A 20,864-nucleotide genomic window follows, 5' to 3' on the forward strand; every position below is an offset into this window, starting at 1 on the left:
AGAGCAAGGAGAGCTACAAGGTCAAGACCTATGGCCGGGTGGTCGCGATCACCCGCCAGACGCTGATCAACGACGATCTCGACGCCTTCACCCGGCCTCGCAGGGTTTGGAGCCCACCGCTTCGACATCGCGGCAATTGTGCGCGGCGCGCAGGAGCTCGATGGCGATCCGACATTTGACCGTAGCCTGGCCAAGGACAACCTGAAGCTGCGAGAGATTGCTGGCAAAATGCTCGTACCCGTCAACCGATTTGGGCGTGTCTTAGTGCCCGCTTCGGACTCGCTCGCGGGATGGGTCGAGGCGCGACTTCGCCCGATTCTCGACCGCGCTGCCACCCTCTATGTCGACGGCCCCACAACTTCAGTCGCCTCGCGGCGGCTCGCCGAAATGAAATCGCCAAGGGCATTTGGGCCGATGCTGCCCGCGTACCGCGCAATTCCAGATTTGACACGATCTACGGTGCGCTTCTTCGGCAAGCCGGGGCCCATCCGATCTACGGCGACGACAAGTACAACGAACTCGAAGAGCTTCTCGCCGCCGAACTCGCGGAAGGCTATCGGGTGGTTCGGCTGGACGGTCGGCTCTTCATTCGATCCGGCAATCGGTGGCGTGCAGCGCGGCTTGCCCCCGTCGTCGGCGAAGCCAGTTGGGAGCGCGGCGTGATCGTTTCGCGGAACTTCGGTCGAGTAATCGTACCGCCGTTCATCAGAGACGGGGAAATCATTCCAGGGTACACCCGCAACGGCCCGGGTGAGGGACCTTCGGAGCCAAGGCCAGAACCAGTGACGATGCGCTAAACGGATCGCGGCCAAGCTCGCCAAAATCATGGCGATGCTTTGCGTGCGCAACACCCATATCGAGAACATTCATGCGGGCCTCACGCCCGTAACCCATACCGGCGACTGGAGCGACGTCACCATGGTCGATGCCGATGGCAGGCGCATCCCGTGGACGGAGGTATCGCATATCACCGACGAGGACATGCGTGAGCTGATGAGGCAGATCGTGAACCGGCTCTGCACGTTCCACCTCTGCGCCGGGCGACCCAAAGCTGCAGGCCGAGATCGAGAAGAGGATGGCCGTCGCAGGGAAGTGGGACGAGCCGGAAATCGACCCGCAAATGACAAGACGCAAGAACTACGGAAGCTGAGCTCGGGCCCCATGATCGTGGCGCGCCGCCCAGCATCTCAGGTGATCACCGGATAAAACGGCCGCCCCCAATCCTCGTGCGGATTATCCATCATCAGGTCCACAAACACCGGCATCAGAAAGGCGAGGATGGCGGCGCCGTCGCGCACCTGCGCCCGGTTTACGCCACTGTTCCAGGTCGAGCCGCCATGGACCAGCTGGTTGCGAAGGACATATAGCCGGTCAAAGACGAAGCTCAGGACCCGGATGCTATCGCCAGCCTGGAATGCCTGCGCAAAGCTCCTCGATGACGCCTTGAACCTCTCCTCCCAATCCTCAAAGCCGCAGATCCCGTTGTGGTGTTGCCAGAACGGATTGAAGACGTAGCGGTTTTCCATGAGCATTCGCACCGGACCCGAGAACCGCTGCCACAATGCCTTGTAGATCCGTCGTCCCGCGTCGCGCGCCACCAGCCTGCCGAAATAATCGACGAAGGCAGCCCGTTCGCGGGGCGCAACCGGCTGGAACTCCCGCTCGTCCGCATAGGCCGCGTTGAACGCGATCCAGAGGAAGATGAAGCGGGCGTCGTCGTCTTCGCCGCAGGCTTCCGCGCGTCCGATCCAGCTGATGGCACGATGGGCGCGCAGACCCATAGTTTCGGGAAAGCCATCGCGGATGGCGCGCTGCTTGGTTTTCAGCGCCGCGTGGTCGAGAATATCCGTCATTCACAATCCCCCTCTGAAAATTCGCTCATGGCAAGGCGTCGAAATCCGGCTCCATCGACCAAGGCCCGCAGCCCGTCTGGTGCAATCACCTCGACCTTGTCGCCCCATTGATAGAGATGCCAGGCCATTTCCAGCCACCCCGCCGCCGTGAAGCGGACAATCAGGCTGCCGTCGTTCTGTGGCTCGAGCACCTGTGTCGGGTGAAAACGGAATTCGGTGGCGCGCTCGGCCGCCTCCGGTGCGAAACGCCAGACCACCTCGCCGTACTGCGCAGGGTCCTGATAGACGCCGAATGCCTTGGCGGCGTAGTCCTCAAGGGTGAACCCCGGTGCGATGGCAAAGCTTTCCTCCAGCACTTCGGCGGCATGGATCCGATCCAAGCGGAAGTTGAGGATGGTCCCGCTGCGTGATGGCTGGCGGGCCACAAGATAGCTGCGGTGACCCAACAGCAACCCGTGTGGTTCGATTACCCGGGGCGCGGCGTCAGCTGATCCATAGGTGACGCTCAGGCGAAACGGCCCTCGCAGCGCCTCGATCACGGCGTCAGTTACTGCAGGGCGCAGGGTGACGGTCGGACCGGGACGCATGACCTGGCCCAGACCTGCCAGCACCGCCTCGGCATCGGTTTCGGACCGCGTTGCATCGCGCGGGCTCAACCGCGCCAGCAGCCCGTCACGCAGATCCTCGAGCGCGCGGGCGTGGCGAAATCGCCCCTGACCCCGGGCGTCGCGGGCAGCGATCTCCAATGCCTCAATGGTCGTTTCCTGTCGTGGTTGCAGACGTTCGGGCGGCGGTGTTTCCAGCCGCCAATACCGTCGGGGACCTTCGTCATCCACGGTCGTAACATTGGCAAAGGCGGCGTCCAGCGCCTCTGTCATCCGCTGCGCCGTGCGGTGCGAGACGCCGAATTCGGTGCAGATGTCCTCAAGGCTGACACCCCCGCGCCGAGAGGCGGCCATCTGGGCGAGACGGAGCAGATCCTGAGCCTTGGCGAAAGACATTTGATCTCTATGTCAGAAATTGACACCAGCATAAGCTATTAATGAACTTGCAATCTGTCGAGGCGATTCCCTCAGGATCGAGCGCCGCTAGTATTGGAGCAGTAATGAGGGACCTCGACGGCCAAATCCTTCTGTCCGCTTCGGATCTCATGCGCTTCATGGGATGTGCGCACGCGACGACCCTAGATCTGGCGCATATGCGCGGCACCGGCCCGGAGCCGCGAGAAGACAGCGAGGACGTTGCACTGCTGCAGAAGCAGGGCGACGCCCACGAGGCCGGGCATCTGGCAAAGCTGGGCGCAGCGGGTCGTGGTGTCGTGGAGATTGTGCGAGGCAACCTTGCGACCGACGCCGAAACCACGCGCGCAGCGCTGGCGGCCGGGCCGGAGGTCGTCTTCCAGGGAGCTTTCCTGTCAGGCAACTGGGGCGGCTGGTCGGATTTCCTGGAACGGGTAGAGCGTCCCTCGGCGCTCGGGGATTTCAGCTACGAGGTTGCCGACACCAAGCTGAAGCGCCGCCCGCACCCGAAACATGTGCTGCAACTGGTGCTCTATTCCGATTTGCTGACCGAGGTTCAGGGCGTGGCGCCCGAGTTCGCCCATGTCGAATTGGGGGACGGCACCCGCGCGACCCTCCGGCTTTCGGACTACGCAGCCTATGCCCGCATGGCGCGACAGCGCCTCGAAGCCTTCGTGGCCGATCCGCCGCCAACCCGTCCAATCCCCTGCGCAGACTGTGGTCTTTGCCGCTGGGGCGACCATTGCGCCGATGTCTGGCAGGCCGAGGACAGCCTGTTCAATGTCGCCAACGTCAGCCGTGGACAGGTGAAGAAGCTGGAAGCAGCGGGTATTCAGACCATGGAAGCCCTCGCCAGCCTCGATCGTCCGATCCGCGGCATGGCGGAAAACACACGCCTCCGGCTGGTGACGCAGGCCCGCCTGCAACACGCCCGGAAGACTGCGATGCCCGCCTTCGAACTGCGCGCACCAGAACCCGGCAAGGGGTTCGACCTGCTGCCCGAACCGCAGGCCGGCGATCTGTTCTACGACATCGAAGGCGATCCACATTTCGAGGGCGGCCTCGAATACCTGCACGGCGTCTGGTTCGACGGCCAGTTCCGGGCGTTTTGGGCGCATGATCATGCCGCGGAGGCGCGCGCGCTCGCTGAGCTGCTGGAGTTCTTCCGTGTGCGCCTCACGGCTTATCCGTCCGCGCGCATCTATCACTATGCCCCCTACGAAATCACCGCCCTGCGCCGACTGACCACGAAGTACGGGATCGGCGAGGCCTTCCTTGACCGGCTTCTGCGGGAGCGGCGGTTCGTGGATCTGTTCGCCGTCGTGCGCGGTGCGCTGATCGGCTCTGAGCCCAATTACTCCATCAAGTCGATGGAGGCCTTCTATGGCCGCAAGCGCGATGGTGAGGTGAAGACGGCGGGCGGTTCGGTCGTGGCCTATGAGCGCTGGCGCGAGACTGGCGAGCAGCAGATCCTCAACGAGATCGAGGATTACAACCGCGTCGACTGCATTTCGACCGAGGAACTGAGGGATTGGCTGGTCGGCATTCGCCCCAGCAGCCCCTGGCCGTCGCTCGGTCAGGATGCGGGCATGAAGGAGGCGGAGGAGGACGCCGACACGAGAGAGCTGCGTTCGGCCCTGGCGGACTCTGACCTGCCCGACGACCGGAAGGAGATGCTGTTCAACCTCGGCCTCTTCCACAAGCGCGAGGCGAAGCCCGCGCAATGGGCGGTGTTCGACAGCGTTGGCAAGGACGAGGATGATCTGATCGACGATCTCGACGCGCTTGCCGGGCTCGAGGCTGTGGGCGCGGCTGAGCCCGTGAAACGCTCGATGGCGCGCACCTATCGCTTCCCGCAGCAGGAGACGAAGTTGCGGGGCGGCAAAAACGCGACCGTGCCGGTCCTTGACGGGCCGCCTGCCACAATCAGCATCATCGATCTTGATCGGACTTCGCGCGAGATCACCCTCAAGGCCGGGGCGGCGAAGGCGCATCTTCTGACTGACAGTCTGACCCTGCACCCGGACTGGCCGCCGAGTACCGATGTCATCGCCACCGCCCTGCGCGACGTGATCGCTGATCAGTGTGGCTCCCGCGCCTACCGGGCGGCCGAAGATCTTCTGTCCCGCACGGCGCCCCGCCTGACGACCGGTACGCTGGAACCTGTCACCGATCCGGTTGCGGGCACCATTGCTGCCGTGGGCGCCATGGATGAAACCGTCCTGCCTATCCAGGGGCCGCCAGGCACAGGCAAAACCTATGTCACGGCCCGGGCGATCCTGTCGCTCGTGCGGCAAGGCGCACGTGTCGGCGTGACATCGAACAGCCATGAGGCCATCCGCAACGTGCTGATGGGTTGCCTTGCCGCTTTGGAAGATGTGGACCTGCCGATCACTCTCGACCTCGTCCATAAGACTTCGGGAGACGAGGACAGCTATCCCGATGATTGCCCCGTCCGTCGCACGACCGACAATGCCGAGGCCGCTGGTGGCAGGCAGGTTGTTGGAGCGACTGCGTGGTTCTTCACCCGCGATGAGAACGTGCAGGCCTTTGACTGGCTCTTCGTAGACGAGGCAGGACAGGTGGGCCTTGCCAACATGGTCGCCATGGGTCGATCCGCACGCAACATTGTGCTGGTTGGCGATCCGCGCCAACTGCCCCAGGTCATCCAGGGCGCGCATCCGGAGCCCGCGAACCTTTCCTGTCTTGACTGGATGCTGCGCAATCACGCGACAGTGCCGTCGGCTCGCGGCATCTTCCTGCCAGTCTCACGCCGGATGCATCCGGAGGTCTGCCGCTTCATTTCCGAGCAAGTCTACGAGGGGCGGCTTACCAGTCACCCTGACACTGCGCGCCAGGTCGTGGCCGGGACCGCGTTTCCCCCGGCGGGTGCGTTCTGGGTGTCGATCCCGCATGAGGGCAACGCCCAGATCGCGCCAGAGGAAGTCGCGGCGATCCAGGCTGCCGTCCACCAACTGCTGACGGGTACCTGGACAGAGAAGGACGGCACGACGCGTCCCATGCGCCAGTCCGACGTCATAGTAGTCGCGCCCTACAACGCACAGGTAAATGCCCTGCGCGAGGCGCTGCCCGAGGGTATTCGCCTCGGCACCGTGGACAAGTTCCAAGGCCAGGAAGCGCCGGTCTGCCTTGTGTCAATGACAGCCTCCTCGGCCGAGGAAACGCCGCGCGGGATGGACTTCCTGTTCTCCCTCAACCGCATCAACGTGGCTGTCTCGCGTGCCAAAGGGCTGGCGCTGGTCTTCGGCGCGCCGCGTCTGCGAGAGGCGAAATGCGAGACGGTCGAGCAGATGCGGCTGATTAACACGCTCTGTGCAGTGACAGCACTCACTGAAATCAAAGAGGCGCTATGAGATTCGACCCAAAGGATATCGTTGAGCATTTGCGCCACAATCTTGAGCGTTATCCCTATGCCGATGGGTTTCCTGTCCTTCGCGAGCTTCTGCAGAATGCCGATGATCCGAAAGCTGAAGCTGAAAGCGTAGCCGTAAGCCTTCTTAACGGGTGGCCAGATGCTGCCAATCCACTGCTCCGTGGGCCAGGCCTTTTGCTGGTCAACGACGGTGGTTTCGACGCAGGCTCAGCAACAGGCATGCAGACCTTCGGCGGAAGCGTGAAGGCGCTCGACGAATCCGCCGTGGGGCGGTTCGGCCTCGGGCAGAAATCAGTTTTTCACCTTTGCGATGCCTTTGTCGTTGTTCCCTGTGGTTACGGAACAGAACACCTACCCTTTGTCGTTAACCCTTTCGAGACGCTCGGACGCGAAGGCGATGATTGCCTTCGCTGGGCCAAAGTTGACGAAAGCGATGCCTCCCTTATCGTTGCGGCGGGGGAGCGCTTTATTTCCTCTGTTCGAAGACTGAATTTGTGGTTTCCCCTGCGACGTCCCGGACTGCGCCCCAAGCCGAAGAGCAGCGGCGTAGTGGCCTCGGATATCGCGCCCGAGAGTCTTTCGCCAATTGCAGACCGCGAACGTCTCGCTGAAATGCTGGCATCGCTGCGCCATGTGCACCGCGTGGCGGTCGAGATCAACGGCGTGCGCATTGAACTCGACCGTGATGCGGCCCCCGGCATGGTCGGCTACGCTCTCCCGCCGGGTGATCGCAGTTTCGGGGGTGCGCTCGGCGCTGGTATCGTCAGCCTTGGCCGCGAGAGGCGTGCGTCCGATACCTTCCGCAGCGACCTCCGGCAGTCGGCGAACTGGCCGCGCAGTCGTAACCCAGACACCGACGAGGAGGAGCCGCAAAAGGCCACGCCACACGGCGCCACAATCCTAGTGATCGAGCCAGACAGCCATGGGCGGCTCTTTGGCGACTGGTCTGTGCTTCTGCCGGTGACAGAGGCTTTTCGTGCCCTCCACTACGAAGGCAAGGGGCGCATGAAGCTGCTTCTGCACGGATGCTTTTTCGTAGACAGCGGGCGCAGGGCTGTCATCGGGCTGGACGGTGCGGGCTCGACACACTCCAAGATGAAGCCTTCGAACGAGGCAGCGGTACGTGCCGATTGGAACCGTAGCCTCCGCGACAAGCTCGTTTTGCCGCTGATCCCAGCCGTATTCCACGACGCACAGGCACAACAGGTACTCTCAAGTGGGGCGCTGGCCGCCGCTGTGAGGGCGCTCGCGACCAGCGACTTCGGCCGCATTCACCGGCAAGCTATCGCGGACGAATACGTGCTGGCCCGCTGCATTGACGTCACTCGAGACAGCATCGTGGCACGCTGGCGCCTCGTTCCCGCTGGGACGGCCCTGCGGCCGCTACCGGGACCCGACGAGCGTGGGCGGGTCGCGCTCGTAGAGCTATTGCCCGATGTCGCCAAATGGGCTGCGGCACGTAACCTAACTCTGGTCTGTGGCGCAGACGCCCTGCTCGCGCCCGAAGTGCCGAGCTGGACCCCCGACGAGCTAAAGGAGTTTCTGACGGGGCTCGAACCCGAGTGCTTTGCAAGCGAAAGACACACGAACGTTCTGACCGATTTCCTACTAGTCGCATGCGCCAACGACGACCTGCGCGAGGCTGCAGCCGGTCCAATCATCGACCGGCTGAGGAAGGCGATCGCCTCGGCGCGCGCGCTCGCACCGCATGCCCGGATCGCCGAGGTTCTCGCCGCCGTAAACTGTGCGGACATCGTGCCGTTGCCACCCTCTGCCTCCGAGCGCTACGTGTTGCGCGCACTTGCGCAGGCGCAGAACGCGCCGCTTTGTCTGCCGCGAGCATGGCTACCGGAGGGGACGGCCGACAGCCCGACGCTCGACGCCGACAAGGCGCGACCTCTAATCGCAGCGTTACAGCCGCTGTTCGCGAACGAAGCGTGGGGCGAAGCCGCAGGTGCGGCATCCCTCGCGATCGTGCGCCGACTAAAGAACCTGGAAATGGCACTTGCCGACCCGGAGCTTCGCCAACTTCCTGTGGTTCGGGCGCTCTATGGTGGTGGCAGCCGCCTGCTGAGCCTTGCCGAACTCGACGCCACCGCGCGCGAAGGGCTGCTGTTCCGGGATACACCGCCAGAGAAAAAACTCCTCGGGCTGCTTGAAGATGCGCTGCCCGGTTCGAATGCGTTCATCTTGCCAAATGCAGTTGCCGCTGCACTGCAAGATGTGAGCCATAGCCCATCCGTTCGGCCCATTTTCCGCTTGGCTAGCCTCGATGCCGGAGCCGTCTGCTCGTTGGCACGAAGAGCCGAGGCGTTCGGTCCGCCTCAGGCCCGCGCCGCGCTGATGAACAGCATCTTCACGGAGGATGCGGATAAGCGCGACGCCCTGCGGGCGCTTGCAGCCGGGGATCGGCGTGCGCTTGATCCTAGCGTCAAACTCGAGGCGCTGCGCGAGACAGCCCCGGCGCTGGACGCGCTTATCGCGCGGCTGATCGCGACCTCAACTCAAGATGCCCTGGTGCCGGCTGAGATTCTCGATACGCTCGATCGGGCCAAGGCTCGCCACCTGTCGATCTCTACGATCGGGGGCGAGGAACTTGGTGATCTGCTCTACCGTCACGCTGAGGAGCTGCCCGAGCGTGGCCTCGACCTAAAGGCGGCTGAGGCGATCCTGTGCGCTGACATCCCGGAGGAATTGCTCCGCAAGCTACCGATCCTGCCTACGACGCGGGGCGGTTGGGCGTCATCGAACGGCCTTCACCAATCGAACCGCGACTGGCCTGTCCCAGCGAGCATGACCGCCCTTGTGCCTATGCTTGGTAGTGCCATGGAGCAGAAGGCCAGGATACGCGCCGAGGCGCTGGTCCCGCTCTGGTCGCCCGAGGAACAGATCGCGCTTTGCCTCGGCCAACCCGAACCCTCGCGCTTCGCCGCCGAGATTATCGAGGCACTCGCACGGGTCGACCAGCCTAACCTGGACCAGATCCGCCGGGCCCCCTGGCTCCTTAACCGTCGCGGTAGCGCCTGGAAGCCCGAGGATGTGCTCGACCTGAGGTTCTTGGAGCGGGGCATCATCAGCAACGCAGGCTAAGGGCAATCAGTGCCACTGTTGACCCGAGCACGACAGTCCACGAAATTTCGCTTGCCGACTGTGATGGGTCAATCGACACGCGCACTTTGGAGGAACTGATAAAAGCCGTCGGACCACTCGGGCTGTGGCACTTCCGACTTTACGAGGACTCCATCCTCGAGGAGTTCCGGCAAGCGTTCCTCACCGAACGAGCGACGGTCGAGGATACGCGCGCGAGCCTCGAGGATCGCCTGCCGCAGATCTTGGCAGAATTGAAACCGGTCCGGGGGTCGAAGCTACGGGAGGTTCTGAAGCAGTATGAGAGGGACGAGCAGTCCATCCTGCCGAACCGACGTGCAGACCAATTGCCCGCGGCCAAGCGTTCGCTCTGGGAGGAGGTTGCGTCGCCAGAGACGGCTACCGAACTGCTCGCGCTGATCCGCCAGGGCATTGGGCTATGGCCCTGCGCGCGTGGTGTTCGAACTCTTCCAGAACGCTGACGACGCGACGCTTCAACACCCGCCCGAGGGGGCGTCGTTGTGCCGTGTTGCGTTCCAGACCGAGCGTGTGCGCCTACAGCACTGGGGACGTCTCATCAATCGTCCCGGGCGTCCGGCCGACGGCGAACGCGAGGGCTGGCAGCGAGACCTCTTCAACATGCTTCTCATGAACCTTTCTGAAAAGCGCGAGGATGTGACGGGGCGGTTCGGATTGGGGTTCAAGAGCGTGCATCTCATTGCCCGCGAGGTGGGTATCGCCTCCGGTTTCGAGGCATCTTGCCGAGTTAAGGGAGGCATGTTGCCTGAGGTTTGGGAGGGCGGAAGGAGACTCTCCCAGGACGAAAGCCGAAATGGCAGGCGTGCGACGCTTATCGAGCTCGAGATCGACCCTGAGCGCCATGCTGAGGCTGAAAAGGCGCAAGCGGCCTTCGCAAGTTGCGTTCGGTGGCTGCCAGTCACGGCGCGGGCAGTCCGGGAGATCGAGTTTAATGGCCGCCGGTTCCAAGCCCGCTTCGGCGAGACGGGTGCGACGGGGATCAAGCATGTCGTCTTCGAAGGCGCAGAACCCGGCCAAGCGCTCGCGCTTATACTGGACAGGAACACGACGTTGTTTTTGCCCCTCGGGTCCGACGGCCCTCAAGCGCTGCCCGAGACCCTAGCCAGGCTGTGGTTGCTTGCGCCACTTGAAGAGGAGTGCCGGGCCGGCTGGCTTCTCAACTCCTATGGCTTTCGCGTCGATCCGGGACGCGGACGGCTTGCGGGCAGCGTCGATGAGCGCGCGGCGCTCTTCAGTCGTCTGGGTCGGGCGCTAGGGGAGAGGTTGGTCGAACTCCACGACCTCATCGAACGCGACTGGACGGGCTTTGCGGAAAGTGCTGGTCTTGCCGACCGGGACGGCGCCTCTGGGCGCGCAGTGTTCCTTGAACGCCTCACACGTCTCTTGACAGCGGATGTGTCCCGCGACGCCGAAGACGAACGGCTCGAGACGCACCTCCACCGCGAAGGTGGCCTAACGCACCTGTTCCGCGAGCGTGAGGCACTGCCGACCGGGCTGCCGGCACCCTTCGCACCTTTCTTGCGTGTGGATCAGGTTCGCTGGCAGATCGCCGGGCCGCTTGCTGAGCAGAGCCGGCTCAGGCGGCTCACGGGCTGGCGGGGGATCGCGGACATCGCGCAATCGGCGGTGAGTCTAAAGGCAGCGGAGCTGCTCCAGCGGCTCGGGTTCGACGCCCCGCAAACCTTCGATGCGGCAAAGCTTGTCAAGGCAGAACTACGTGAGAACAAGCAGGTTGATCCCGAAACCGCCGCAAAGCTGGGTGCAGTTCTCGACGAGGACTTCGTAAATGCCCTAGCTTGGCCAGAGCAGCAGGAACTGCTGAAGGCTGCAGCCGGTGCGAGGTTCCGAATGGCCGATGGCAGTTGGCGCGAGGCGCGTATGGCGCCGCGCGATGCCGTGGATGCGGATGAGGAGGAACGCCGCATTCTAGACTTCGCACCCGATACGGACGTTGCCGACGGCTCCTATACTAACGCCGCTCTTTCATTCTACCGTCTGGCCGCACGGCAGAGCGGCTTTCAGAGGACCGCCGAGACCTTTGAGCGCTGGGCGCAAGAGACAGTCGACCAAGCTGCCCGATGTGCGCTTCTATCCTACGTTGCAGAGGGTCGCCAAGGCGAGTGCCTGGGTGCACTTCTGGCGCGCGCGCGACCGCACTGGCTACCCGTCGATCCGGACGAGTTCCGTCAAAGCGCACTGGTAGAGGGCCTTGATGACGACACGCGCGGTCGGCTCATGACCATTCTCTATCCATCACTTGCTCGTAGCATCGGTTCGGGTCGGTGGTCGCCGTTCGACCCGGGCCCCGCAGAGGCTTGGGACGCGCCGCCTGATCCGGCCGAAGAACTCGCCCGGATCCGCGACTGGTGGCGACGGGAGCACACCGATCGGCGGCGCAACTACGACAGCCGCGTCTGGCCCGACGGGTTCATTCCGGGACGCCTTCGCGATTGCGAGGCCACCGATAGCCGGCTCGGCTGGTTCACTTTCTTCGCTCTTGGCATCTTCCGAACGTTAGGCTGGAACAATCAGGGTGCCCACAAAAGCTTCGTCGAGGCCGCGGTCCGAGAGGGCTGGTGGCAAGAAATGTCTGAGGCAAGGTTTCCGAACAACTCAGTCAGTGTGGGAGAGTTGAGCGAGGCTGCCATTCCTTGGCTGAAACGCCTCGAAGACTTCGCCCGCCCCGACGTTTGGCAGATCGAATTCCCGCAATGGCGACGAACGATCTGCGACCTTTATGCACTCGCGCGCTGGTTGCCGGACTACGCCGACGCCTTCCGTCTACTGCCGGTGGTGGTCGACCGAGAAGGTCTGGTGTCGTTGAGCAAGCTCTGGCGCGTCTCCTACGAGCCGATTTGGCAGCGACGCGGGCTCGAGGGCGCACCGCTTTCGCAAAGCCTCGGGCTCGGGGCCAACTGGATGATACGCGAGGCGATCCGGCACGGCTTCTGGCGCGGTGATGAGGCGATCTGCATGCAACCTTACGCTTGGGCTGCCACCGGTCGTCTGCGACGACTGTTCGCGGAACGGCTTGCATATCCCCTTGGCGAGCGTGGTCACATGGATCTTTCACCGAAAATCTACGGCTTCGTCGCCGATCATCTTGGCACGGACGCCGCTTTCCTCGGCGATCTGGACCTTCCGCTTCAGCTCTGGAATGGCGACAGTCAAGAACAGCCCGATGTAACGGAATACGACGACGAGACCGATGAATGACCGCACTCGCACCAGACTGTCCAGTTCGACATCAGCGACACGGCGATGGCCGTGTTGTCCACGATTTGGGCGATACGATTATTGTCCGTTTCGGCGCGGCACTCGAACAGGTCGAGCGCGGCGAGGTCGAGGTGGTCCGGTCGCTCGCCGACGCTCTGACCGAGGGTAAGCTCGATGATCCCCTCCCCGTGCTCGCCCGCGCACAGGCGCTACTGATCCATTCGATCAACGACCAGTGGGGGGTGTTTTCACGTTCGCGGGTACAGCTTCTGCCGCATCAGCTTTGGGTGTGTCGCCAGGTCACGCAGCATTGGCCCGCGCGTTGGCTGGTGGCGGATGACGTGGGCCTTGGAAAGACGATCGAGGCTGGGCTGATCCTGACGCCTCTATTGGCAGGGGGGCGTATCCAGCGGCTTCTGATCCTCGCCCCCGCGCGCCTCGTACCGCAGTGGCGCGCACGGCTTAAGTCGATGTTCGACATCCGGCTCAGCGAACACACGCGCGAGCAGGACCGCGGGAAGATCAGCTTCTGGGACACGGCCTCGCAAGTCGTTGCCTCGTTCCACACGCTGCGTCAACCTGCGGCTCGGGACCGTCTTCTTGCTGCCGAGCCCTGGGACATGGTGATGGTTGACGAAGCGCACCACTTCCAATCGCAGGAACGTCGTTCGACACAGACTTACGATCTACTCCGCGAGCTTCAAGACAGGGACAGGATAGAGTCACTCGTCTTGTTTACGGGAACGCCTCACCGCGGCAAGGATTTCGGCTTCCTCGCGCTTATGCGGCTCATCCGGCCCGATCTCTTCGATCCTCGGCAACCCGTGGGCGATCAGCTTCCGAAGCTCCGCGAGGCTATGATCCGCAACAACAAGGCGCTGGTGACCGATCTGGGGGGTAAGCCGCTCTTTCAACCCGTCAGCACCGAAACCGTAGACTATGACTATACGCCAGCCGAGGCTGCTTTCTACCAGACCATGAGCGCCTTCATCCTCGATGGTCGCGCCTATGCGTTGAGTCTGACGGGCCGCGAGCAGTCAGCCCGAATGCTGTTGCTCATTGCATTGCAGAAGCTGGCGGCGAGTTCGATCGCGGCGATCCGCAGCGCACTCGAACGCCGACGCGCGATGCTGACGGAGGCGGTGCAGCGGGCGACAGCAGATTTCCTCGAAGAAGTTGAGACACTCGACGAAGCGGCCGAGCAAGATGAGGCGCTGCCAGACCAAGTGGCCCTATTCCTGATGCAGGGCGAAATCGAGCGGCTCGACGACCTCATCGCGTTGGCCCGTGGGATCACCTCGGAGGCGAAAATTGCCCGTCTGATCGCGCTGATCGACGAGCAGTTGCCCCCGGACGAGCCACTTCTCCTCTTCACCGAATACAAGGCCACTCAAGCCCTCGTCATTGCCGCGCTAGAGGCGCGCTTCGGAAAAGGCTGTGCAGGTTTCATTAACGGAGACGAACGGCTAGCGGTGCAGGAAGCGAATGGCGCAATTCGGGTGCGAAGTTTTTCTCGAGATGCCGCCGCGGATGATTTCAATGCCGGCCGCACCCGCTTTCTTGTTTCGACCGAGGCGGGGGGCGAGGGGATCGATCTGCAAGACCGCTGTGCGACCCTCGTGCATGTAGACCTTCCTTGGAACCCGATGCGCCTGCACCAGCGTGTTGGCCGGCTCAATCGCTACGGACAGAAGCGGGCGGTGCGGGTGTTCCTGCTCCGTAACCCCGCTACTGTCGAGGCTCGCATCTGGGCGCTTCTAGAGGCGAAGCTTGCGCGCATTCAGGCCGCGCTCTCAGCATCCATGGAAGAGGCCGAAGATATCGCTCAACTCGTGATAGGCATGCAGGGCGGGCGGTTCTTCGACGAACTCTTCGCCGAAGGAGCTACCGCCGTCCCTGATAGCAAGCGTGAGCGACTGGCCGACTGGTTCGACGCGCGTACAGCCACATTCGGTGGACGTGATGCTCTCGAGACCGTCCGCGCGATGCTAGGTCAGGTCGCCCGGTTCGACTTCGGCGCAATCGGAGGGAGTATTCCCCGGATCGATCTTCCGGCGCTCGAGCCATTCTTTCGCAACGTCATGGTGCTAATGGGCCGACGTGTCATGCGGGGCGAAGAGGGGCTCTCGGTCGCGACCCCGGAGGACTGGAAGCGCAGCCTCGACTTGCAGCCGCGCTACGATGGGCTCGTCTTTGACCGGAATCTACCGGGAAACGAGCGGCTGAACCGCCTTTTGGGGGTCGGTCACGCGCTTCTGGACCATGCGCTCGCCGAGGCAGCAGGGCGGCCCGTGCGGATCGGCCGAGTTCGCAACCTTGCCCAATCCATGCTTCTTGCTGCTGTCGAAGACGAGGTTACCGGAACAGGTGGCACCGTGCATCGCATAGTCCTGGCGGTGGAGGAACCTGGAACCGATGGGCGGCCGCCACTCGCCGATTGGCAAGCGCTTCACCGCCTCAACGCGTGTCTTGCCGGAGAAGATCAGGCTGCCCCGCTGACGCACGCAGAATGCGCGGAGACGCAGGCACTGCTCGATTTACTGCGCGAAACCCTACCTTCCGTCACCACGCCGTTTCGCCGGCCGCGGGCGGTGCCGCTCTTATGCCTGCTCCCCGAGAGAACCAGATGAGTTGTAAGGAAGCCTTAGCTCGATTACCCGAGTTTTTGGGTCAGCGATGCTAGAGAAGGTTCGACGGCAGGCCCATCCCCTCCGCCACTTACCCTCGCGGGAGTTCTCCCGATCCGGCTTCGGCCGGACTTTTCCGTTGTTTTCGAGGGTTATGCTGCTTGGGCTGTTAACCGGCCCGAGCCTTGAGTTGCGCACTAGCGGTCTCTCCCGGCCGATATTCTCCGGACCTGTTAACCGGGCCTGATCCGGTAAACAGCCTCAAGTCTTTGCTTTCATGCGGATTTTGGGGTGCTGCAAAGCGTGCTTGTTGAAAAATCCATCCGACTGGCGGATGGAACAGAGATCGCAGCCCGCGCTCTGGAAGAAGCCGCGGATGATCTTCGTGAATTCAATGAGCGACCTGTTCCACAAAGACATCGACCGATCCTTTGTCGACAAGGTCTTCGACGCCATGGAGCAGGCCGACTGGCATATCTACCAGGTCCTGACTAAGCGCAGTTCCCTCATGCGCAACTATGTCCGCGGTCGCTATCAGGGCGGGCCGGTCCCGCGCCATATTTGGCTCGGTGTCTCGGTCGAGGATGCCGCACATACCAGCAGGATCGAGCACTTGAAGCAGATCAATTCCGATGCACGCTTCATCTCGTTCGAACCGCCGCTTGGCCCAATCGGGGACGTGGAACTGCAAGGTGTCGCATGGGCTCGGGCCCGGGCGAGGGGCTTCCTGATGCAGGCCACCGCCGTCAGCCAGCGAGATCCGCGTCAGGGACCGCGCTCCGAAGGGCTGCGGAGCGGCTGGGTTGTGACTGGCTGATTGCCCGTCGGAGCGATCATCTGGGCTCGAAGAACTCGACGGCCTTCACGACGAGGTCCGGGAGGGAATTCGCCGAGAGCTTCGTCCGGAGGGCGTGCCCGATGTTCAGCACGGTCTTGTAACTCACGCAGGAGATCTGGGCGATCTCGCGGTAGGACTTGCCGGTGGCGATGAGCGAGAGGACCTCGACCTCGCGCGCCGTGAGCGCGGCAGGGGCTGGCTCGCCTGGTGTCGACAGGTCCAGGAAGGCGAGCCGGGTCGCCATGTCCGGCGCGAGGTAGCGGCCGCCGGCGAGCACGGTGGTAAAGGCAGTGCTGATGTCCTCCGGCGAGGCGTCCTTGTTGACGAAGCCGTTGGCGCCGGCCCGAAAGGCCTCCCGCACGAGAACCGCGCTCCGATGCATCGAGAAGACGAGCACTGGCACGCGCCGGTCATGCAGTCGCAGGCGGCTGATGTACTTGATGCCGGCGAGCCGCTCGTCCCCGAAGGAGAGATCGACGACGAGGAGATCGGGCGGCTTCTCCCGCGAGACCTGAAACGCCCGCAGCGGCGTCGCCGTGTAGACGATCTCGCAGTCGGAGAGGTGGCGGGTCACCCGCGACCAGCCTTCTGCCACAACAGGATGATCGTCTACGACGATGATGCGGGTCATGTCACCGGCTCCTCAGCGACTCGGGACTGAACGGGGCCGTGGTCTGGCAGGGCCCGGCGATCGGGGGGGAAGTCGGACGGCGACAGTGGAAGCTCGATCTCGGTCACGGTCTCGCCGCCGACGCGGAAGGGTAGGCGGTAGCGGCCACCCAGCGCTACGGCCCGGTCCGTGATCCCCGTCTGGCCATAGCTCGGGCCGGCGCCATCCCTTGGCCCGATGCCGTCGTCAGTCAGGCGGCAGGCGAGGAGCGCCGCCCCGTCAGGCCCGATGCGGCGATGGACGGACACCGAGATCCTGCGCGCCCCGCCATGGCGCACCGCATTGAGGGCGCTCTCCTGCACGAACCTCGAGAGCGCAAAGCCGGTGTTCGTGGACAGCGGTACATTGACGTCCTTGTCGAAGTCGCAGCGCAGCGCGACTTCCGGTGCGATCTCGGCGAAGCTCGCGCCGAGGTCGCCGAGCAGCTCCGCGGGCGTGACCCCGGCTTCGATCATCGGGCTCAGCTGGTAGATGATGGCCCGGAGCGTCGTCTGGATGTTGGCGGCGTGGCGCCCGATGGCATCCACCTCTTCGGCGAGGGCCACGCGGCTCGCGGGGCTGGTCGAGCCGGCCGCGACCTCCGCTTCCGCGGCCGCGACCCTCAGGGCAAAGAGCGGGGGCCCGAGGCCGTCGTGGAGATCGCTCGCGACCTTGCGCCGCTCCGAGTCGGAAAGGGTCATCAGCCGCTGCTGGAGCAGGCGGTTCTCGGCCTGCTGTTGGCCGAGATCGCTCGCGAGATGTTCGATGCCATCCCGGAGTTCGGCAAACTCCGTCAGGCGCTGCACCGGCGGACAAGCGGTGAGATCGCCTTCAGCGATCCGCCGGATGGCGAGATTGCAGGCCGCGAGCGAGCGGTGGATGAGATGGACGGTCGTCAGCGTCGCAACCACAGTGACGATGCTGACGAGCACGATCGCGATCAGCACCGCGCGGAAGTCGGACCAGACCTCGTCCGCCTCATCGCGCACATCGCTTCGGAGGACGAGGCTGCCGAAGAAGTTCGGATAGCGGGTGATCGGCGCGATCGCTTCGTGCTGTTCACCGGAGAGCAGCCAGACGAACCAGTCGGGCGCCTCGAACGCTTCCGGACCGTTCGGGGCGGGGCCGATCGGCGCGCCTGACGGGCCGAGGATGACCGCTTCGATGTGGCGGAGGGCGTCAAACTGTCGTGCGAGGGCCTGCGCCTCGTCCATGGGCGAGCCGCCCTGCTGGAGGCGCAGACGGAACTGGTCGAGGTAGGCGGTTGCGAGGCCGAACGCGGTGGCGACCTCCTCCTGAGTCGCGCGCCTCGCATTCGCAATGAGGATCCCCGCGACCGCGACACTGAGGACGACCGACGTGCACAAGGCAAGCAGCACGCCGACCCGACGCAGCGGGATGGTCCTGAGATCGCTCATCCCTGTTCCCCCAGCGCCGCGTGCAGCGTCTCGATGGCGCTCGCATGCGAATGTCCGAGGCGTCGCAGCACCAGATAGTTTTGCGCGACCGCACCGAAGGAGCGGGTGGATTGCGTGCTCCAGGAGAGATCGTCGAGGAGCCGGTCGGCGGGGGGATCTCCGGCGGTCTCGGCGGCGATCTGTGCGGCTCTGTTCGCGATCATCCGTGGCGTCTCCTCATAGGCGGCCGCAAGGTCGCCGAGCAGTGTGGCCGCGCGGGACGGATCGACCGCGTCGAGGTGTTCCGAGAGCCACACCGCCGGGTCGCGACCGTCCCCGACGACCAGCCAGTCATTCGCCTCAGGGGTTAGTGTTGACCCGGTCTCAACTAAAGTATGAGGCGAGCCCGAAGGACCGTGGAGAAGGGGCCAAACAAGCGCCGCAGCGCCCGCTGCCGCGACGGACGCGATGATAACCAAGGCGCGTAACCCTTTGCCATGCATTGGTTAATACCTCCATTCCTTGGTTTGTGCATTTGCGCGCATTGTCAGCAGTTCGAGACGTGCTGCAACCCGGAAAGGGTAAAGCACCCACAAGTCGGGAGATTTATCCCGAGTACGTCGGGAACTCGTTCCGTAGACAGTCGCAAGGCCCGTGCGCTTAATCCGCCCATCGGACGGGCAGAGGCGACCATGCCACGCAGCCCGCCGGATAGAAAACTGCTCGCCAGGGAGAAGACCGAGCGGCGACCCGCCGTTGCAGGTCCGAGAGCAGCATCGCAGGAGGCGTAGGAATGATGATGAAGAACAGGCCCTATTGGGGCCCGTCGATGCTCGCCGTCACGCTGGCGGCAGCCGTGGGGCTCACTGCCGGTCCCGCGCTTTCGAACGACAAGCTCGTCGAACTCGCGAAGGACAATGCGAACTGGGTGATGACCGGTCGCGACTACAACGCGCAGAACTTTTCACCGATGACCGAAATCGACAAGGAGTCGGTCAAACGTCTTCGGCCGGCATGGTCGTTCTCCACCGGCGTCCTCAACGGTCACGAGGGCACGCCGCTCGTCGTCGGCGACGTGATGTATGCCCACTCACCGTTTCCGAACACCACCTTCGCGATCGACCTGAACGAGCCCGGCAAGATTCTCTGGCAGAACAAGCCGAAGCAGAATCCGACCGCCCGGGCTGTTGCCTGCTGCGACGTCGTGAACCGCGGCCTCGCCTACTGGCCGGGTGACGACGAGGTCAAGCCGCTGATCCTGCGGACCCAGCTCGACGGCCACATCGTCGCGATGGACGCCGAGACCGGCGAGACGCGCTGGATGCTCGAGAACTCCGACATCAAGGTCGGCTCGACGCTGACGATCGCGCCCTACGTCGTGAAGGACAGCGTCATCGTCGGGTCTTCGGGCGCCGAGCTCGGCGTGCGCGGCTATGTCACCGGCTATGACGTCAAGACCGGCCAGCAGCTCTGGCGGTCCTATTCGACCGGCCCGGACGATGAAGTGCGCCTCGCCGAAGACTTCAACGACGCCAACCCCCACTACGGCCAGAAGAACCTCGGGATCGACACCTGGGAGGGTGACGCCTGGAAGATCGGTGGCGGCACCAACTGGGGCTGGTACGCGTACGATCCCGGCGTTGACCTGTTCTACTATGGTTCGGGCAATCCCGCGCCGTGGAACGAGACGATGCGGCCGGGCGACAACAAGTGGACGATGACGATCTGGGGCCGTGATCCCGACAACGGCATGGCGAAGTTCGGATACCAGAAGACGCCGCACGACGAATGGGACTACGCCGGCGTCAACGTGATGATGCTGTCCGATCAGCAGGACAAGGAGGGCAAGGACCGCAAGCTCCTGACCCACCCCGACCGCAACGGCATCGTCTACACGCTCGACCGGACCAACGGCGATCTGATCTCGGCGAACAAGATCGACGACACCGTCAACTGGACCACGGGCGTCCAGCTCGACACCGGCATCCCGGTGCGCGACCCCGAGTTCGGAACGCGCATGGACCACAAGGCGACGGACATCTGCCCGTCGGCGATGGGCTACCACAATCAGGGCCACGACAGCTACGACCCCGAGCGGAAGTCCTTCTTCATGGGGATCAACCACATCTGCATGGACTGGGAGCCGTTCATGCTCCCGTATCGCGCGGGTCAGTTCTTCGTGGGCGCCACGCTCTCGATGTACCCCGGCCCGAAGGGCGACCGCGAGAACATGCTCGGGCTCGGACAGGTGAAGTCGTATGACGCCATCACCGGCGAGTTCAAGTGGGAGGTCATGGAGCGCTTCTCGGCCTGGGGCGGAACCCTCGCGACTGCCGGCGGCGTGATGTTCTACGGAACGCTCGACGGCTTCATCAAGGCGCGCGACAGCGATACCGGCGAGCTCCTGTGGAAGTTCAAGCTGCCCTCCGGCGTCATCGGGCACCCGATGACCTACCAGCACGACGGCCGGCAGTACGTGGCGATCTACTACGGTGTCGGCGGCTGGCCGGGCGTGGGTCTCGTCTTCGATCTCAAGGATCCGACGGCCGGCCTCGGTTCGGTTGGCGCGTTCAAGCGGCTCCAGGAGTACACCCAGCAGGGCGGGGGCATCATGGTCTTCTCCCTCGACGGCGAGAGCCCCTTCTCCGACCCGTCGGTGGGTGAGTACGACCCCGCCGTTCCGGGCGAGCCGACCTGACCAGCGCGTGAGCGACCGCCCTGCCGCGATGGCGGGGCGGTCAAGTC

At 63.8% G+C, this 20,864-nt stretch carries 13 protein-coding genes and 1 pseudogene; 8 read left to right on the forward strand and 6 right to left on the reverse strand.

Going from position 1 to position 20,864, the window contains the following annotated elements:
- Positions 1 to 95 (forward strand): annotated as a pseudogene (locus tag HNP73_RS24135) (phage major capsid protein); the annotation flags it as partial.
- Between the two features lie 243 nt (positions 96 to 338).
- Here the strand turns inward: HNP73_RS24135 and HNP73_RS07630 are convergent.
- From HNP73_RS07630 to HNP73_RS07640, 3 genes are all read right to left on the reverse strand, one after another.
- Positions 339 to 866: a hypothetical protein gene (locus HNP73_RS07630; RefSeq protein ID WP_184148094.1), complete on the reverse strand. Its 528-nt coding sequence runs from the start codon at positions 864 to 866 to the stop codon at positions 339 to 341.
- A 321-nt stretch (positions 867 to 1,187) separates the two neighbouring features.
- The gene (locus HNP73_RS07635; protein ID WP_184148095.1) at positions 1,188 to 1,853 is read right to left on the reverse strand and encodes a HEPN domain-containing protein; all 666 of its coding nucleotides are present in this window, start codon (positions 1,851 to 1,853) and stop codon (positions 1,188 to 1,190) included.
- Positions 1,850 to 2,854, reverse strand: a complete 1,005-nt coding sequence (locus HNP73_RS07640; protein WP_184148096.1) for a helix-turn-helix transcriptional regulator — start codon at positions 2,852 to 2,854, stop codon at positions 1,850 to 1,852. The genes HNP73_RS07635 and HNP73_RS07640 overlap by 4 nt, the downstream gene beginning before the upstream one ends.
- 104 nt (positions 2,855 to 2,958) lie before the next feature.
- Between HNP73_RS07640 and HNP73_RS07645 the strand changes: the two genes are divergently transcribed.
- From HNP73_RS07645 to HNP73_RS07670, 6 genes are all read left to right on the forward strand, one after another.
- Positions 2,959 to 6,246 carry a TM0106 family RecB-like putative nuclease gene (locus HNP73_RS07645; protein WP_184148097.1) on the forward strand — a complete coding sequence of 1,096 codons (3,288 nt, stop codon included), beginning with the start codon at positions 2,959 to 2,961 and terminating at the stop codon, positions 6,244 to 6,246.
- A complete protein-coding gene (locus HNP73_RS07650; RefSeq protein ID WP_184148098.1) occupies positions 6,243 to 9,356 on the forward strand; it encodes a sacsin N-terminal ATP-binding-like domain-containing protein in 3,114 nt (1,037 codons plus the stop codon). Before HNP73_RS07645 ends, HNP73_RS07650 begins: the two co-directional genes overlap by 4 nt.
- A gap of 86 nt (positions 9,357 to 9,442) precedes the next feature.
- Entirely contained in the window at positions 9,443 to 9,835 is a 393-nt protein-coding gene (locus tag HNP73_RS07655) for a hypothetical protein (RefSeq protein ID WP_184148099.1), read from the forward strand.
- Positions 9,810 to 12,608 (forward strand): hypothetical protein, encoded by a 2,799-nt coding sequence (locus HNP73_RS07660; RefSeq protein WP_184148100.1) that lies wholly within the window; start codon positions 9,810 to 9,812, stop codon positions 12,606 to 12,608. The genes HNP73_RS07655 and HNP73_RS07660 overlap by 26 nt, the downstream gene beginning before the upstream one ends.
- Complete coding sequence (locus tag HNP73_RS07665) at positions 12,605 to 15,238, forward strand: DEAD/DEAH box helicase (RefSeq protein WP_184148101.1); 2,634 nt, start codon at positions 12,605 to 12,607, stop codon at positions 15,236 to 15,238. Before HNP73_RS07660 ends, HNP73_RS07665 begins: the two co-directional genes overlap by 4 nt.
- Before the next feature lie 331 nt (positions 15,239 to 15,569).
- Positions 15,570 to 16,052, forward strand: a complete 483-nt coding sequence (locus HNP73_RS07670) for a DUF5131 family protein (protein ID WP_281379205.1) — start codon at positions 15,570 to 15,572, stop codon at positions 16,050 to 16,052.
- Positions 16,053 to 16,068: 16 nt separating this feature from the next.
- Here HNP73_RS07670 and HNP73_RS07675 read toward each other — a convergent pair whose 3' ends face one another.
- Genes HNP73_RS07675 through HNP73_RS07685 form a run of 3 tightly spaced genes read right to left on the reverse strand, consistent with a single transcriptional unit; the run spans position 16,069 to position 18,436 of the window.
- Positions 16,069 to 16,704 (reverse strand): response regulator transcription factor, encoded by a 636-nt coding sequence (locus tag HNP73_RS07675; RefSeq protein ID WP_184148102.1) that lies wholly within the window; start codon positions 16,702 to 16,704, stop codon positions 16,069 to 16,071.
- A complete protein-coding gene (locus tag HNP73_RS07680) occupies positions 16,701 to 18,140 on the reverse strand; it encodes a histidine kinase (protein WP_184148103.1) in 1,440 nt (479 codons plus the stop codon). Before HNP73_RS07680 ends, HNP73_RS07675 begins: the two co-directional genes overlap by 4 nt.
- Positions 18,137 to 18,436 carry a hypothetical protein gene (locus tag HNP73_RS07685; protein ID WP_184148104.1) on the reverse strand — a complete coding sequence of 100 codons (300 nt, stop codon included), beginning with the start codon at positions 18,434 to 18,436 and terminating at the stop codon, positions 18,137 to 18,139. The genes HNP73_RS07680 and HNP73_RS07685 overlap by 4 nt, the downstream gene beginning before the upstream one ends.
- 476 nt (positions 18,437 to 18,912) lie before the next feature.
- Between HNP73_RS07685 and HNP73_RS07690 the strand changes: the two genes are divergently transcribed.
- Positions 18,913 to 20,817, forward strand: a complete 1,905-nt coding sequence (locus HNP73_RS07690; RefSeq protein WP_343063227.1) for a methanol/ethanol family PQQ-dependent dehydrogenase — start codon at positions 18,913 to 18,915, stop codon at positions 20,815 to 20,817.
- Positions 20,818 to 20,864 lie beyond the last annotated feature (47 nt).

The sequence above is a fragment of the Amaricoccus macauensis genome, assembly GCF_014201905.1.
Taxonomy (GTDB): domain Bacteria; phylum Pseudomonadota; class Alphaproteobacteria; order Rhodobacterales; family Rhodobacteraceae; genus Amaricoccus; species Amaricoccus macauensis.

Coding starts and splice junctions, on each gene's coding strand:
- HNP73_RS07630 (WP_184148094.1), bottom strand. CDS start 866: ATGTTCTCGATATGGGTGTTGCGCACGCAAAGCATCGCCATGATTTTG.
- HNP73_RS07635 (WP_184148095.1), bottom strand. CDS start 1,853: ATGACGGATATTCTCGACCACGCGGCGCTGAAAACCAAGCAGCGCGCC.
- HNP73_RS07640 (WP_184148096.1), bottom strand. CDS start 2,854: ATGTCTTTCGCCAAGGCTCAGGATCTGCTCCGTCTCGCCCAGATGGCC.
- HNP73_RS07645 (WP_184148097.1), top strand. CDS start 2,959: ATGAGGGACCTCGACGGCCAAATCCTTCTGTCCGCTTCGGATCTCATG.
- HNP73_RS07650 (WP_184148098.1), top strand. CDS start 6,243: ATGAGATTCGACCCAAAGGATATCGTTGAGCATTTGCGCCACAATCTT.
- HNP73_RS07665 (WP_184148101.1), top strand. CDS start 12,605: ATGACCGCACTCGCACCAGACTGTCCAGTTCGACATCAGCGACACGGC.
- HNP73_RS07670 (WP_281379205.1), top strand. CDS start 15,570: ATGGAACAGAGATCGCAGCCCGCGCTCTGGAAGAAGCCGCGGATGATC.
- HNP73_RS07675 (WP_184148102.1), bottom strand. CDS start 16,704: ATGACCCGCATCATCGTCGTAGACGATCATCCTGTTGTGGCAGAAGGC.
- HNP73_RS07680 (WP_184148103.1), bottom strand. CDS start 18,140: ATGAGCGATCTCAGGACCATCCCGCTGCGTCGGGTCGGCGTGCTGCTT.
- HNP73_RS07690 (WP_343063227.1), top strand. CDS start 18,913: ATGATGATGAAGAACAGGCCCTATTGGGGCCCGTCGATGCTCGCCGTC.